This window comes from Algibacter sp. TI.3.09, from assembly GCF_038154905.1.
Lineage (GTDB): Bacteria > Bacteroidota > Bacteroidia > Flavobacteriales > Flavobacteriaceae > Algibacter.
Window position 1 is genome coordinate 1,320,641 of the sequence record NZ_JBAKAN010000001.1, and the last position, 15,701, is coordinate 1,336,341.

Below are 15,701 nucleotides of genomic sequence, written 5' to 3' on the forward strand. Positions count from 1 at the left end.
AAATTATTTTATAATTCTTTAATAACAATTTTATAAGGAAAAATGTTTACTGCTTGTTTTTTTAGAATAGACAGTAAATTTTCATTTAAATAATCCCACTCGTAAGGTTTTAAGTTCCCGTTTTCACTAGGCATTAAGATAATTTCAATGCATTGCAAAATCCCTTTGGTTATAGACAAATCTGTCATAAAACCCTTTTTAACTTCAATATGCTTTATGTTTTTGCCATACAATTCGTAACATACCGCTTTTAAATCCTCCTCTGTAATAATTCTATTTTTTGTTAAAGTAACACGTCTGTAAGCCTCTATCCGTTGCTCCATAGTTAAACTATTACTACCTCCAAAAACAGGTCTTAAAAAATAACTACTTTTCGTCTTTAAATTAGGTCCTTTATAAATTTCAAGACTTTTTCTTGCCTTTATATGGTTTGCTTCCTCGCCATTTGTGGTCCAATAGGTTACATTAATATTTTCACTACTTGTAAAAGGATTTAAATAAACATAATTAGTATGTAAAGAACTATCGACTACTTCGTTCGCTTTTTTCTCTATTAACGCGATAGTTTGATTTAAGGTGTTTAAATTATTTTGTAAAAATTCGTGATTAAAAAACTTAAAAGCAGCACTTTCATCTCTAAGCAACTCTAATAAATGAACAATGTATTCTTTTGCTTTTCTAGAATCTAACTTACCTACGTTTGCACTTCTAAGAAAATAAGTGCCCTTGTAAACTTCGTCAACATTTTCAGCTTCCAGTTTATAAGTTTTTCCGTTAGAATTTTCGATAGATTTTACATCGAAAAAAGGATCTTCTGAAAGAATTGGAATGATATCTATAAAATCCTTCATTTTATAACTAATATTATTCCATTTTCTATTTAAAACAGGAAATGCATTTATTGAACAATATAGTTGCCCTAAGGATTTTGATGATATAATACTAGAAAACTCAACTTTTATCCATAATAAATCACTTCCTAAAAAAGCATCATTTTTTGGGTTTTTAAAGTTTTGTAATTCTGGATAATCAGGTAAACCCTCTACTTTATTTGGTAATTTTAATGTTACAAAATGCTTTTGATAGTATTTATTAATCTCTCCAGAAAGCGTACTTGCTTTACTTGTATTTCCATCTAAAATACTTTCGATAGTACTTCTATCTAATTCTTCACTATTATAATATCCATCGATAGTGTTTATTTTTTGATCTCCAAGATACCATGTGGCATTATTTAAATGATGATAAAAAAGATCTTTATTAGCTACTCCCATGTACTCAAAATAAAATGAGACATCATTGAGGTCTAAGTTTTCATGTTCACTTTCTAAACCAATGTAAAGCGTTGCTTCATCCAAATCAAATTCGTTTCCCAACATTTGAGATAGGTCTTTAGATTTTTTATCAGAAAAAGTAAAAAGTTTATTACCAGTTACAATGTGTTTTACTCTGGCATCTAAAAGCTTTGTGTTTTGTGTGGGCGTAAAAAAGATATCTTTATAGCCTTGAGCAAGTCTCTGCGAAGTCGTTTTTTTTTTATAATATAATTGATGCTCTGGAGTAATTGTTGTTTTTGGCTCTAAAGACTCGCAATAGGCAATAGTATGCGCTGGTTTAACATCAAATGTAGACAGCGGCGTCATTAATTGAATGAGTCGCTCGGTAACTCTAATATGAGAATCACTAATATCACCAGAAAGCTTTTCTAGCTCTGATGCACATGCCGATAGTAATAAAGAGATTATAGGATCAAAAGAATCGGCAATTTCATTTGCAGGTATATTCCAAAGGCTTGCAGCCTTTTTCATCATCCGGTTCTTTATATCCTCCTTAGTAGTATAACTCATAATTTCAATAAGATAAAGGCGCTATATAAAAATGCTCTACATATTTAAAAGGTTCATTCGTTTTTTTAACGACACCTTTAACCATTATATATACAGATTTTTTAATTCTACTTTTCTCGCGTTTGATATTTATTTCTTCTTGTTCTATATTTACATCAAATTCTAAATTTGAAAGCCTAGTTTCATGTTTTTTTAATGACTTTACTAAAGATTCTGACACAATCACTCTAAGCTTATTATCGGAAGATATATTATTAAAATCTACGTCCCAAACTGCACATCCAAAAGATAAATCAAAATTACACTCGCCAAAGCGCGTCGTCATTATTAAATGAATATAATTAGCAACAGACTCTTCTATATTAGATTTCTCTACAGACCCATTATTAATTAACGCAGTTGCATTTAGTGGTAATTTATAATATTTATGTTGCATTATAAGCTTTGATTTTAATACTAGCTTAGCTAAACAAGAGGGATTTTATAGCTGCTATTTTATATCTAAGTATTCAAATAGTAAATTATTAAAACATCATAAAAAATATGCCAAATAAGTATATTTAACAAAAAAAAGCCACCTTATGGTTTTAGGCAGCTTTTTATATTTTTAAAAACTAAATATTATTGTTCTGCATAGTCAGTATCCCATTCGGTACCATCATCTCCTTTTTGACCATCCATAGTAATTAAGAAGTTTTTTGCAGGGAAATACGGTTTTAATCGAATATCCACGTGTATTTTATCTTTTTGGTCTCTGTCTTGTTCAAACCTTTTAATATCAAAGTTTTCAATTAACTTATCAGGACCAGTAACACCATCTAAAAACTTAACAATTTGTTTTAAAATTTCGTTTCTAGTTTTAGTATTAAAGTTTTCAAAAGCACGACGATTTAAAAAGTCCATTAAAACTTTAGATATGTAATCAAACACACGAACTACCGAATATGTTTGCAGACCAATGTTATCTCCATTAAATAATGTTTTAGCAGAAAATGCCATAACCTTACCATATTCGTTAACCATTGGTACTAAACCTAAACTTTCTAATGTAGCAATCTCACTCTTTTTTAAATCAAAACGTACAGATTCTACCTCACTTAAACCACCATGTTTTTTACCTGCAGTTACCTGAGACATAAGGGTTTTATACATACTACCTGCTAAAGCTCCAGATGGAGGAACAAAAACATCTTCTTCTTCTCCTAGTTCTGTTTCTTTATTTCTTCCTACTAACCAATTACATGTCATAATGGTATTAGATAGGTAAGCATCTCCACTTGCTAAATTTGCACTTTCAAAAAGCTCCATAACATCGTCTGGCTCATCTAAATGCGCGAAATCGGTAACCATAGTTACTTTATTACTATGCGCCATTTTAGCCCATTTATCTACTACGGCTTTACTACCTAAATACCCAGGTAATACTAATAAAGCGTAATTATCTCTTAAATCTAAACGATCGTAACTAGATACTATTTCTTCACGGATATAATCAAAAAATCTTGTGTTATCAAGATCTGCTAATTGGTCCATCTCAGCATTTACAATAGTTGCATTCTTAATAGACGCTTCATCTGTGTTTTTGTAAAACAACGCTACAGAACGATAAGATGCTTCTAGTTCTCTTGTTTCATCTAAAGCTATTTTTAAGTTCTTTTTTAAAACCGCTTTAGAGTGCTCTGCTTTTTCGTCTGTTTTTTCTATAATGTCGATAAGATCGCCATCAGACTTTAATGTTTCTGACCATAGCTTCAATACTTTAAGTAAATCACTACGTTCTTGTTTTTTATTATTTTCTGTTAAAAATATTTTACGCCTTGCTTTACGCTCAGGGTTTAAATTTTGAACATTATCGATTGCAGATTCTAAAAGATCAAACCCTCCGTATTTTGTTAACGAATTAGATTTTTCTTGAATTTGTTGCGAATAAGATTTTTCTTGTAAGCTTTGCTGACTATTTTCTGTATTTGCCATATCTTAGTTATATCTTTATTTAGCGGTACTTAACTCCTCAATTAGCATTTCTAAAGTAGAAACTAATGCTTGTTTTGATTCTTCATCTTGTAACGCCTGCTTAAGAACTTTATTCGTTTTAAGTTGCTTTATTATTTTTTTGTATTGCTCGCTTTCAATTTCAAGGCCTTTTAAAAAATCACTACCGTCAGTAATTCCTTTTTTACCGAAATCTCCTAGATTATTAAATTTAGTAGCTTCGTTAACAGTACCACCTTCTTTATCTTCGTATGCAATATTAAGCTCTGGAGAAAAATGTTCAAAAACATCTTCAACCGTTCTTAATCCTTCTACTGCTTCTGGTTTTATAGGAGTGTTTGGAGTAAGCTTACCCGCTATAAGTGTTCTGTTTTGAGGGATTTCATTTAATGCTTCACCAGCATCGACATCCGTTACATTACCACCAAGTCCAACTTTATTTGATGCCATAATATGTTTATATATATATTAAAAATTTAACTTTCACCCCGCTAATATAGCTAAGTTATTTTAAGAATAAAAGAGAATGTCTGAAAAAACTCAAACATCCTCTTTTTGTAATATTATTCATTTAGTCATAAAAAAACGACTAAAAAGAATCTAATTATACTGGCCACTCATTCTCATGAATTCCACCACCACTAGAAAGTTTCTTAGCAGAAATAGTAAACGTTTGAGTTAATGGATTAGTACCTGAAGCATCAAAATCTTCTTTGTAAAAAGTTAAGTATCCTTCTTCGAAGTTTACTTCTTTTAATTTAGCATCAGTGTCTCTTTTTGTAAATTCAATAGATCCATCTCTGCGCTCAAAACTACTACATTGCCATTCGAACAATTCAGTTCCGCCTGTTGATTCGATTGTAACTTTAATCTCTCCTCCTCTTGTTACAGAAGAAGGTCTTCCAGTTGCATCTGTTTCTTGTTTAAGAGCATAACTACAACTTAATACGTTGTACTCATTTCCTCCTACTTTTAACTTTGTTTTAAAAGCCATAAAAATTTGTTTTGTGGTAAAAATTACCTGATTAAATATATATAACGGCATGAACGCCAGCTACAAATCTATTAAAAATATTAAACTTGAAAGAATTTTAAACATATTTATTTAAAAAAATTCCCTAACCCCCAATAAACCAATAAGAAAGAAAAATATTATAGTTTTACAAATTAATAGTTTAACATTTTTTGTGATTTTCACTTTTCAAAATATTACTTTTGGGTAAATTAAATTGATAAAAAACTGTTATTTAATATAAATCTGGCTTAAGCTTAAAAACTAAATAAACTACAATATTACATGCAAGACTTAGACAAAGTAATAAATATAGCGCATAAAATAGCTAAAGAATACCAACACGAAAATTATGGTCCCGCTCATCTTATTAAAGCGGTACTCCATAAAGATTTTGCTCTTATGCGATTATTATTTAATAATGAGATTGATGTTTATTTTATAGAAGAATGGGCCGATGTACATTTGGAAAGTTACCCAAAACGTTCGCACAACCATAATGCTATTGAGGCAGACAGTAATGCGCAAACCACATTAGAGGAAGCCGATGATGTTAAAACAAAGCTTACTCACCAAAACGCAGATTTATTAAGTATTTTTATTGCAGCCATTACTCCTGGTGTTGGTTTTAGTTTCGATCAATTAAAATCATTACCGGTTACGCATACACAACTTATTGCTACCTTTAATAACAATAAAAACACGTCTGGAGTCAGCACTAAAACTAATTTAGATTCTAAAACAGGTAGTGATAATTTAGATAAATACGCAACCAACAAGCTTATTGATGCCGCCACAGGTAAATATGATTTTATTATTGGGCGCGATAAAGAGCTTAAACAAATTTCTGAAATTCTAAACAGAAAGTCTAAACCACATGTTATAATATTAGGAGAGTCTGGTGTTGGGAAAACTGCTTTAATTGAATGTTTTGCATCGGCTATATATAATGGTAACATTGTAGACAGTTTAAAGGACGCTACTTTATTTGAAGTAAACACGTCTATTTTATTATCGGCAGCTTCTTATAAAGGAGAAATTGAAGACCGTTTATTAAATATTTTTAAAGAATCTAGAAATTACGAAAAGCCTATCATCTTTATTGATGATTTCCACACGCTTCTAGAAGATAAAGCCACAAATAAAAGTATTGCCAATGCTATTAAATCTGAAATTAACACAGGAGGCGTAACCTTAATTACGGCTACAACTTCAGAAAATTACAGAAAATTAATAGCTGTTGATGAAGGTTTAGAAAGACGCATGGAAACCTTACAGGTTGAAGAACCAGACGATGAGTTAGCTTTTAGAATGATAAGCAACAATGCTAAACTTTACACAGAGCACCACGAACTTTCAATTTCTGATGATTCTATTAGAGAAATTATAAGGTTAGCTAAGCGCTACCTAAAGGAAAAAAGTCTTCCTGATTCAGGAATCGATCTGATTGATAGAACCATGTCTGCCGTTAAGGTATCCAAACAATCGCTCCCTAACGATATAGAATCTTTAAAATTAGAATTTTTAGATTTACAAAAAGAAATTGATAAAAAAACCCAAGACCAACGCCTAGAGGAATTAGATTGGTTTTACCTATCGCTAACAAATAAAGTTAGTGCTATTGTTTTAGATCAATATTTAGATGAAAATCCAAAAAATCATAAAACTATAGAAGAGAAGCAAGCGAGTATCGCTGCTTTATTACAAAAAATAAAAACCCATGCCGAAAAAGATATCACTGAAGTAACAGATAGTGATTTGGCAGCTATGGTTTCCATAATAACAGGCATTCCTGCAGGAAAAGTTCAAACCCAAGAAAAAGAGCGCCTGCTAGATATGGAAGATATTTTGAGAAAACGTGTTATTGGTCAAGATGTTGCTATTAAAACCATTTCTGACGCCATAGTAGAATCTAGATCCGGATTATCAAAACCAGGACAACCTATCGGTTCTTTCTTTTTCTCTGGACCAACAGGAACAGGAAAAACAGAACTAGCAAAATCTTTAGCTGAGTTTCTATTTAACGACGAAAATGCTATCATCCGTTTTGATATGTCGGAATTTAAAGAAGAACATTCCGCAGCATTATTATACGGAGCACCTCCAGGTTACGTAGGTTATGAAGAAGGTGGTGTTCTAGTTAACAAAATACGCCAAAAGCCTTACGCTATTGTTCTTTTTGATGAAATTGAGAAAGCACACCAATCTGTTTTCGATGTATTTCTTCAAATTCTAGATGAAGGAAAGTTGCACGATCGATTAGGGAAAGAAGGCGACTTCTCTAATGCCGTTATTTTGTTCACCTCCAATATTGGTTCAGATTTTATATCTAAAACCATGGAAAAAGGCGACGTACCAACATCGAACCAGCTTACAGAAATTATGGCTAATTATTTCCGACCAGAATTTTTGGGTCGTATTACAGAAATTGTTCCCTTCGCTCCTATTTCAGAAAAAATAGCAGTATCTATTTTCAATTTACATTTAAAAAAGGAGCTACTAAACATGGCAGAACGTTTAGGTATAACTCTAGAAATAAACGAAGAAACAAGAACCTACTTAGCCCTTAATGGGTTTTCTCCCGTATATGGTGTTAGACCGTTAAAAGGTGTAATTAGAAATCAACTAAAAAGACCTTTAGCTAAAATGATAATTGCAGATGAAATTAAACCGCCACAGGTAGTCGAAATTAAACTCGAAAACAATGTCGTAAAATTCATTCCAAAACAAACCAAAAAATAATTATAAAAACCATAAAGGGATTTCAAAAAGCAACAAATAAATCTTTCAAAAAAACGATAGCAAGGCTTACAAACATCTATAAAAGCCATGTATTTCCTACTGTTTCTTTGTGAGAAAAAAAGTGTTTTTGTGAGAAAAAATTTAAAAATTAAGTCGCAATCCCTAATTAACCTCGTATATTCGAAAAATTTAAAAAAGTTAAATTAAATGATAAGATTTTTTTACACACTTTGTTTCTTCTGTGTGTGTTTCTCTGGATGGTCTCAATTGGCCTCCTTAAAAGGAAATACGATAGAAAATATTAGTAAAAAACCTATAACTGATGCCTTTGTTATAATTGAAAATACTCCGATAATTCAAAAAACAAATGCTCTTGGAGAGTTTTTTATTGAAGAAGATTTACCTCTAGGCAAAATAACCGTTATAATTAGAAAGGTTGGTTACATAACTCGAAGGTTTGAAATTGAAATTTTTGAAGGCAAAGTAGCTAATGTTAAAGACATAAATCTACATATAGAAAAAGAGGAAGATAAAGATCCTGAAGATGAAAAAATAATATTATCGGGTACTTCTCTTACGGGAGTTGTGACTCACAAACAAACAAAAAAAGTTATAGAAGGCGCTCGAATAAACATCGTGGGGTCTTTTATGACGACTACAACAGATGAGGACGGATACTTTGTTTTTAATGGTAATGTTCCAGAAGGTCCTATCATTATAAAGGTTGCCAAAGATGAGTACACACCAAAGATGTACGATATTTTTATTAATAGCGGTAAAATTGCTTACGTAGACGGTATTACTTTAGGAAATGATCTTTATGATATACAAAACCAACAGATAAATACCTTTACAGAAGATCAATTATACGCAGATAATAATACTATTACTAATAATGCTGGTTTCTATCAATCTTCAAGTGATATTTTCTTAAAAACAGCGGCCACTCAATTTAGTTCTGCCTTTTATAAAGTAAGAGGACAAGATGGAGCAAATGGCGAGGTAATGATTAATGGTGTGGTGAATAACTCCCCTTTAAATGGAGACACAGAATGGAATAGTATTGGTGGTTTAGAGGAAGCAATGCAGAATAACTATTTAAGTTTTGGTTTATCTTCATCTAAATATAGTTTAGGTGGTACTTTAGGAAATTTAAATATAGACACCAGAGCATCTTCACAAAGAAAAGGAGGTAAAGTTTCTTACTTCTCTTCTAACCGACGTTTTTCTCATGGCGTGAACGCGACGTATGCCACTGGAAGAAATGCTAACGGATTTTCACTAGCTGTTTCTGCTACAAAAAGAACTGCTTTTAACGAAGGTTATTTTGATGGTACACCATACGATTCTAACTCGCTTCTTATTAGTGCAGAATCTAGAATAAACTCTAATAACGCTATTAACTTTACTGGTATTTTTAATGGAACCAGCCGTAATGGAAGGTCTGCAAACACCAACGAAGTTTTCAACCTTATAGATAATAAGTACAATAGTAACTGGGGAACAGTAAACGACGAAATTCACAACTCTAGTGCTCAAAGTATATCGCAACCCCTTTTAATGTTAAATCATTATCTAAACTTGGGGCCTAACACTAAAGTTCAAACTAATGTAGCTTATAGTTTTGGCACTAAAGCTAGAAGTCGTTTAGATTTTAATGGTGCTAGTATTGATAATACTAATAATATTTCGGACTCTTTTGGTGAAGATCCAAACCCAAGCAGAGCTTCTGCCCTACCAAGTTTTTTCTTTGCAGATGCCGATAACCCAGACTATGAAGGTGCTACTTTAGCAAGAGAAGCATTTCAGAATAATGGTCAAATTAATTGGTTCGATTTATTTGATACTAATATTAATAGTAATTTAAGCACTTCTATTTATGCACTTTACGAAGATGTTGAAAAGCACTCTAATCTTTCGGTTAACTCTATAGCAGATTTTAAAATAAATTCGCTTTTAAACATTAACGCTTCTGTAGGTTACGAAAATTATAACACAAACAATTTCGCTAGAATAAAAAACCTTTTAGGAGGTCAAGGTTATTTGGATGTTAATACTATTGAGGGTTCTGGAGATGACATACAATCCGATTTATTAAACCCAAACCGAATAGTTTCTACTGATGATGATTTTAGATATAATTACGACTTAAATAGAGTAGCCTTTAAAGGGTTTCTTCAAGCAGATTATAAGTACGACCAATTTGATGCTTTTATTGGTGCAAACCTTAAATACTCTAATAATACCAGAGATGGTAATTATCAAAACGGAAAATCTCCATATATGTCTTTAGGCAAAGGAGAAGAATATACATTTTTAGACTACAATGTAAAATTAGGTGTTGGTGTTGAAGTAAATTCAGAAAACAAATTTAGCATTAGAGCGTTGTACGGTAAAAATGCACCAAACCTAAATAACATATTTTTAAATGCTAGAGAAAGTGATAACCCAAGAGATTTCTCTACTATTGATTTCAATACGTTGCCTTCAGGGACATTAACGAGTGAAGATATTAGTGGTTTAGAAGAGTTTATAGATATTGTACAAACTACAAACCTTTCGGCCGAAATAAAATACGAATATAATTCTCCTTTACTTCAGGCGAGTGCCACTGCTTATTTTAATCAAAATTCCGACGGTATATCAAACAGAACTTTCTTAGGGTCTAGTTTCAACCAAAACACATCGTCTACCATACAAGAAGTGCTTACAGATGTAGATAAAAAATATATGGGTGTAGAACTTGGTTTAGCTTACAAATTACTAAAAACGCTAAGCCTCAAAAGTGCTGTAGCCATAGGCGATTTTAGGTATGCAAAAAACGCCAATTTACAATATATTATTTCTGAAGGTCATGTTGAAAACCTAGGTGAAGCCGCTTTAAAAAATGTACACGTATCTGGTACGCCATCTAATGTGTATTCTATAGGTTTTGAGTATAAAGATGAAGATAACTGGTGGTTTGAGGCCATGGGTAATTACTTTACCGGTAGCTATGTAGACATAAACCCTTACTTTAGATCGCGCGATTTTTTCTTAGATACAGATGGTGCTGTATTTGAAAGCTTTAACACTCAAGATGCTACAGCATTATTAAAGCAAGAAAAACTAGACAACTACCTAACTATTAACTTATTTGGTGGAAAATATTGGGAAATTAATAATAACCACATTGGCTTTAAAGCAGGTATAAATAATATTTTAGGTCAAAAACACGAACTAGGTGGGTATGAAACTCAAGGACAAATAAAATATGATGCCTTATTAGAAGACTCTAAACGCGAACAACCACTATATGGAAATCGTTACTGGAAAGGTTACGGTGCTACCTATTTTGCAAATATTTATTACAGATTTTAAAAACTATAACAAAAACAAAACATGAAAAACTTCTTTTTAAACCCCATTATTGTAATTAGTTTAATTATCGCCACCACATTTTCTTGTGCTAGCAATGACGACATTAGCATACCAGATTTAGATAAAGACAACCCAACCGATGTTGAAGCTAATACGGAATTACTTGCTATTACAGATTTATTTACAGGTAATGTAATTGAGTTCGATCAGGTACAAAACGGAGGAGAATTAGTCACTTCTGGTTTTATTATTTCTAGTGATGTTAGTTCTAATATAAATAACCAAATTTATATCCAAGATAAAACAGAAGATGCTACAAGTGGTCTTGTTATAGATGTTGAACTAGATAACATTTTTTTAACTCACGGAATAGGTCGCGAAGTGCTAATTAAACTTAACGGCTTAGGCATGAAGAAAGTTGGTAACGAACTACATATTGGTGTATATAATGATGGTGCCATTACATCTATTTCGGGCGACGATTTTCAAGATTTTGTTATTAGAACAAATACCAAAGAAACTATTGTTCCTAAAATATTAACGATAAACGAAATTTTAGAAGCTGCTAATTCAGATGAACCTCTTCCAACAATTTTAGTATCTATCGAAAATGTGCAAATTATTGATGAGCAATTAAACACAACGTATGCCAATGTAGATAACAACAGTGATGTGGATAAAACTTTAATCAATTGCACAGATGAAGATACCCAAACCATTATTTTACAAAATAGCGGTTTATCTACATTTAAAGCGCTACCCTTCCCTACAGAACAAGGTGCAATTACTGCAATACTTTCAAAAAACAAACTTATTATTAGAGATACTAATGATATCGACTTTACAGAAGAGCGCTGCATAGACGATAGTGTATTGCTATATGAAGATTTTCAAGATATAACGGATACTAATGAGATTATTGAGCTAGATGGATGGGAGAATATCAATATTTCGGATCCACAACTTTTTATACGTTGGGAAGCGCAAAAAACAAATGATAATATTTTTGCTGAAATAGAAAAAGGTGGATCTACTCAAAAATACGATGCTTGGTTAATCACCAAAGAAGTACAGATAGTTAATACACGTACATTAAAGCTTTCAGTAGACATCAATGTAAATAATTTTAATAGTAATGATCTTGAAATATTTATTGTAGAAAATGTTTCAGGTGATAATATTAATTTTTCAGAAGCTAACGAAATCGATGATATTGTACTTTCAGAAGATACAAGTGGTTTTATAACTAAAGAAACTACAATTACTATACCTAGCGATTATGATAGTTTTAGAATAGGTTTTAGATATAACAAAAAAAGTAGTACACCATCTGAAACAGAATACCAAATAGATAACATTATTATTTCTGAAGAATAAAAACCTTAAAAAAAACCTTAGCTTTAATCGGTTAAGGTTTTTTCTATTTTAAAATAAAAACAGAAAACTACCTACACTGCTTTAAGATAAATTAAAAAAGCTAAAACCCCAAAACATGAAAAACACCTATCTAAAACCCTTTATGTTATTAAGCATAATTGTAGCCACTCTATTTGCTTGTGGAGATGATGACAACGCTATAACGCCAGAACAAGAAGATGATATAGAAGCTAATACCGAATTGCTTGCTATTACTAACTTATATGAAAACGATATTGTAGAATTTAATCAAGTACAAAATGGAGCGACTTTAATAGCTTCAGGATTTATTATTTCTAGCGATGTTAGCAAAAACATAAATCAGCAAATTTACATACAAGATAAAACTGAGGATGCTACAAGTGGCGTTGTTATAGATGTTGCCCTAGATAATATTTATCTTACTCATGGTATAGGTCAAGAAATTCTCTTAAAGCTTAACGGACTTGGTATGCAAAAAGTGGAGAATGTAATCCATATTGGTGCTTATAGCAATGGAGAAATCACACCCATTTCTAGCGACGATTTTCAAGATTTTGTTATCTCAACAAATAATAACGAAGCAATTGTTCCTAAAACAATAACGATAAACGAAATTCTAGAAGCTGCTAATTCAGATGAACCTCTTCCAACAATTTTAGTATCTATCGAAAATGTGCAAATTATTGATGAGCAATTAAACACAACGTATGCCAATGTAGATAACAATAGTGATGTGGATAAAACTTTAATCAATTGCACAGATGAAGATACCCAAACCATTATTTTACAAAATAGCGGTTTATCTACATTTAAAGCGCTACCCTTCCCTACAGAACAAGGAACCATTACTGCCATTCTTTCTAAAAACACATTAACCATAAGAGATACTGATGATGTTGCCTTTACAGAAGAGCGTTGTATAGATGATAGTGTATTGCTACATGAAGATTTTCAAGATATAACGGATACTGATGAAGCTATTAACCTAGATGGATGGGTAAATGTTAATATTTCAGACCCACAACTTCTTATACGTTGGAAAGCACGAAAAACGGAAGATAATGTTTTTGCTGAAATAGAACAAGGAGGTCCTTCAGATAAATATCGAGCTTGGTTAATCACTAAAGAAATACAAATACAAAATTCTCGAACCTTAAAATTTAATCTAAGTATTAATGTAAATTCAAGAAATAGTGATAATCTGGAAATATTTATTATAGACAGTGTAACTGGAGATGATATTAATTTTTCCGAAGCTAACGAAATCGATGATATTATACCTTTAGAAAACACTGATGGATTTATAACTAAAGAAGCAACTATAACTATACCTGAAGATCTAGACAGTTTTAGAATTGGGTTTAGATATATTAAAGATAATATCCCATATACTACCGAATACCAAATAGATAACATTATTATTTCTGAAGAATAAAATTCTCACAAAAAAAACCTTAATCTTCAAATATTAAGGTTTTTTTTTTACCTTGTTTCCAACTAATTAAAACGCATATAAGTGTCATTTAAAGCAAAACTATATATAGAAGGCCAAGAGCGAAACCTACTAAACTCAGTTCTAGTTTACTCACAAATAGCCGATTACAATGGCAGGCCCACACAACTGCCCGTTAGTGAGCCTTTACAACTTGCTTTCGAGTCTACTAAAGACGACGAGTTGTTTTATAATTACATGTTCCATCCAGACCGCATGTTTAAAGGATACATTCGTTTTTTTAAACGCGATGGCTTCCAAAAAGATTTTGATATTGAGTTTGCCAATGCACATATTATTAATTTATACGAGCATTTTTCATCTACAGGCGATGATCCAATGTATATGCACATTATAATATCTTATGGTATTAGTCGTGTTAAAGGTACTATTCATGAAAAAAAATGGAATCCTAGTAATCCATTTGAAGAGGTTGAGGAGACAGCTACTCAAGAAGAAGAAACTTCTATTCTTGATTTGTACTACGAAAATAGTGAAGGAGAACAAATATCTAAACTTCGAAAAAATAAAACTGTCTTTCTTGTAATTAATACAAATGGTATGGTCGGTAAATCTATCGATTTAGACTTAAGCGATAGTGATTTCAATTTCGAATATAATGGAGAATTATTAGAAAACGACCAGTTATTAGGTCTGGAAGTTACTGCCGACACAATGAAAGTAGAATTAATCACAAAAAAACAAAACTAAGCTATGCCTACTGCAACACAATCTGACGATAACAGCATCTCATTAACTTCCTCAGGACTAGATGTCGACGAGTTTATTCCTTTAGTTTCTTTTAAGCGTGATGGCTTAAAAAATATAAATATATCCGAAGAAATTTTTGAATATGAAGAAGAGAAAATATCACATAATAAAGATGAAGACAACAAGCTTTCTAAACATATAGATTACTGGAATAGTCGTACTTATAGAATATTTGAACGTGTTACTAAAAAAGAAAAAATCACATTCCCTTTATATATTACCAAGGGAAATGAAGAAAGTGAGGATGATGACGGTATAATTACTGCTCGTTTATCTGAAGAAATAGAAGGTGTTAAAATTACGAGTGAAACAGATTTTAAAGCTTCTTACAATAGTAATTACACTTTAGAACTAGAATTAAAAGGTGATAAACTAAAACCTTTTTACGTTGATTTTTATGCAAAAGATGATGAAGATGATGATTGGGAAATAATGGACGTTACCATTAATGATAAAACAGGAAAATTAAAAAATGTGCATTGTGGGAGGATTAAGATAGTCAAAAAACAAGCTTGTATTTGTACAGATACTGATTGGCCAATTTTACCTAATATGGTATTAGATGCAAATAAAGTTAGATACGCTGTTACTTCCGTACCATGGGATAATCCAGAATGCTATCATTACGCTCTACATCAACTAAGTGTTTTAGGGTATTACTTGAAATCAGAACGTTGGAATAAAAAATGGGATGGTACAAAAGAACTAAACGACTATATTTATCAACTACAGGTAGATCACGAGGTTGCTGGCATGATAAAAGGACCACAAAAAATAATGTTCAAAAAGGCTCTTGTTTATCTAAAGAAAGCAATGAAAATGAAAACACCAGTTATGATAGGCTTAGATTATGATGTTAATACATATGCCAATGATGACTTAATTACAGATCACTTCGCTGTGATTACTGGATGTGGTAAAGACAGTGATGGAAACTTATATTTTGATGTAACAGACAATGCTTTTAAATATCAAAAATATTATTGCAACTGTGAAAATTTTGAAATATCAACTAAAAAACCAGGATCTTTGGAGGCTAAGGGCATATTTAGAGTATCTCAAGTTCGAGAATCTAAAAAATTATAGA

11 protein-coding genes are annotated in these 15,701 nt (G+C 31.6%); 6 read left to right on the forward strand and 5 right to left on the reverse strand.

The features are described 5' to 3' along the window. Nucleotides 1-8: 8 nt before the first annotated feature. The 5 genes from V6246_RS05210 to tssD (V6246_RS05230) form a co-directional block, all read right to left on the reverse strand. Nucleotides 9-1,847, reverse strand: coding sequence for a type VI secretion system baseplate subunit TssF (locus V6246_RS05210; RefSeq protein ID WP_341559396.1), 1,839 nt, complete (start codon nucleotides 1,845-1,847; stop codon nucleotides 9-11). Between the two features lie 4 nt (nucleotides 1,848-1,851). Further along, complete coding sequence (locus tag V6246_RS05215) at nucleotides 1,852-2,283, reverse strand: GPW/gp25 family protein (RefSeq protein ID WP_341559397.1); 432 nt, start codon at nucleotides 2,281-2,283, stop codon at nucleotides 1,852-1,854. Between the two features lie 185 nt (nucleotides 2,284-2,468). Further along, on the reverse strand, nucleotides 2,469-3,821 hold the full coding sequence (locus tag V6246_RS05220; protein WP_341559398.1) for a DUF5458 family protein: 1,353 nt from the start codon (nucleotides 3,819-3,821) through the stop codon (nucleotides 2,469-2,471). A 15-nt stretch (nucleotides 3,822-3,836) separates the two neighbouring features. Then, a complete protein-coding gene (locus V6246_RS05225) occupies nucleotides 3,837-4,289 on the reverse strand; it encodes a hypothetical protein (protein ID WP_304404266.1) in 453 nt (150 codons plus the stop codon). Nucleotides 4,290-4,443: 154 nt separating this feature from the next. After that, a complete protein-coding gene (tssD, locus tag V6246_RS05230) occupies nucleotides 4,444-4,833 on the reverse strand; it encodes a type VI secretion system tube protein TssD (protein WP_042499012.1) in 390 nt (129 codons plus the stop codon). A 303-nt stretch (nucleotides 4,834-5,136) separates the two neighbouring features. On the opposite strand from tssD (V6246_RS05230), the gene V6246_RS05235 reads away from it, so the two are divergent. The 6 genes from V6246_RS05235 (at nucleotide 5,137) to V6246_RS05260 (ending at nucleotide 15,700) form a co-directional block, all read left to right on the forward strand. Then, nucleotides 5,137-7,593: an ATP-dependent Clp protease ATP-binding subunit gene (locus tag V6246_RS05235; RefSeq protein ID WP_341559400.1), complete on the forward strand. Its 2,457-nt coding sequence runs from the start codon at nucleotides 5,137-5,139 to the stop codon at nucleotides 7,591-7,593. A gap of 207 nt (nucleotides 7,594-7,800) precedes the next feature. After that, entirely contained in the window at nucleotides 7,801-10,953 is a 3,153-nt protein-coding gene (locus V6246_RS05240) for a carboxypeptidase regulatory-like domain-containing protein (protein WP_341559402.1), read from the forward strand. Between the two features lie 21 nt (nucleotides 10,954-10,974). Beyond that, nucleotides 10,975-12,330, forward strand: a complete 1,356-nt coding sequence (locus V6246_RS05245; RefSeq protein WP_341559403.1) for a DUF5689 domain-containing protein — start codon at nucleotides 10,975-10,977, stop codon at nucleotides 12,328-12,330. A 115-nt stretch (nucleotides 12,331-12,445) separates the two neighbouring features. Beyond that, a complete protein-coding gene (locus V6246_RS05250) occupies nucleotides 12,446-13,786 on the forward strand; it encodes a DUF5689 domain-containing protein (protein ID WP_341559405.1) in 1,341 nt (446 codons plus the stop codon). Between the two features lie 81 nt (nucleotides 13,787-13,867). Beyond that, nucleotides 13,868-14,554: a type VI secretion system tube protein TssD gene (gene tssD, locus V6246_RS05255; RefSeq protein WP_341559407.1), complete on the forward strand. Its 687-nt coding sequence runs from the start codon at nucleotides 13,868-13,870 to the stop codon at nucleotides 14,552-14,554. Nucleotides 14,555-14,557: 3 nt separating this feature from the next. Then, nucleotides 14,558-15,700: a hypothetical protein gene (locus V6246_RS05260; protein ID WP_341559409.1), complete on the forward strand. Its 1,143-nt coding sequence runs from the start codon at nucleotides 14,558-14,560 to the stop codon at nucleotides 15,698-15,700. The last annotated feature ends 1 nt before the right edge of the window (nucleotide 15,701 follow it).

Coding starts and splice junctions, on each gene's coding strand:
- V6246_RS05210 (WP_341559396.1), bottom strand. CDS start 1,847: ATGAGTTATACTACTAAGGAGGATATAAAGAACCGGATGATGAAAAAG.
- V6246_RS05260 (WP_341559409.1), top strand. CDS start 14,558: ATGCCTACTGCAACACAATCTGACGATAACAGCATCTCATTAACTTCC.
- V6246_RS05250 (WP_341559405.1), top strand. CDS start 12,446: ATGAAAAACACCTATCTAAAACCCTTTATGTTATTAAGCATAATTGTA.
- V6246_RS05215 (WP_341559397.1), bottom strand. CDS start 2,283: ATGCAACATAAATATTATAAATTACCACTAAATGCAACTGCGTTAATT.
- tssD (WP_042499012.1), bottom strand. CDS start 4,833: ATGGCTTTTAAAACAAAGTTAAAAGTAGGAGGAAATGAGTACAACGTA.
- V6246_RS05220 (WP_341559398.1), bottom strand. CDS start 3,821: ATGGCAAATACAGAAAATAGTCAGCAAAGCTTACAAGAAAAATCTTAT.
- V6246_RS05240 (WP_341559402.1), top strand. CDS start 7,801: ATGATAAGATTTTTTTACACACTTTGTTTCTTCTGTGTGTGTTTCTCT.
- V6246_RS05235 (WP_341559400.1), top strand. CDS start 5,137: ATGCAAGACTTAGACAAAGTAATAAATATAGCGCATAAAATAGCTAAA.
- V6246_RS05225 (WP_304404266.1), bottom strand. CDS start 4,289: ATGGCATCAAATAAAGTTGGACTTGGTGGTAATGTAACGGATGTCGAT.
- V6246_RS05245 (WP_341559403.1), top strand. CDS start 10,975: ATGAAAAACTTCTTTTTAAACCCCATTATTGTAATTAGTTTAATTATC.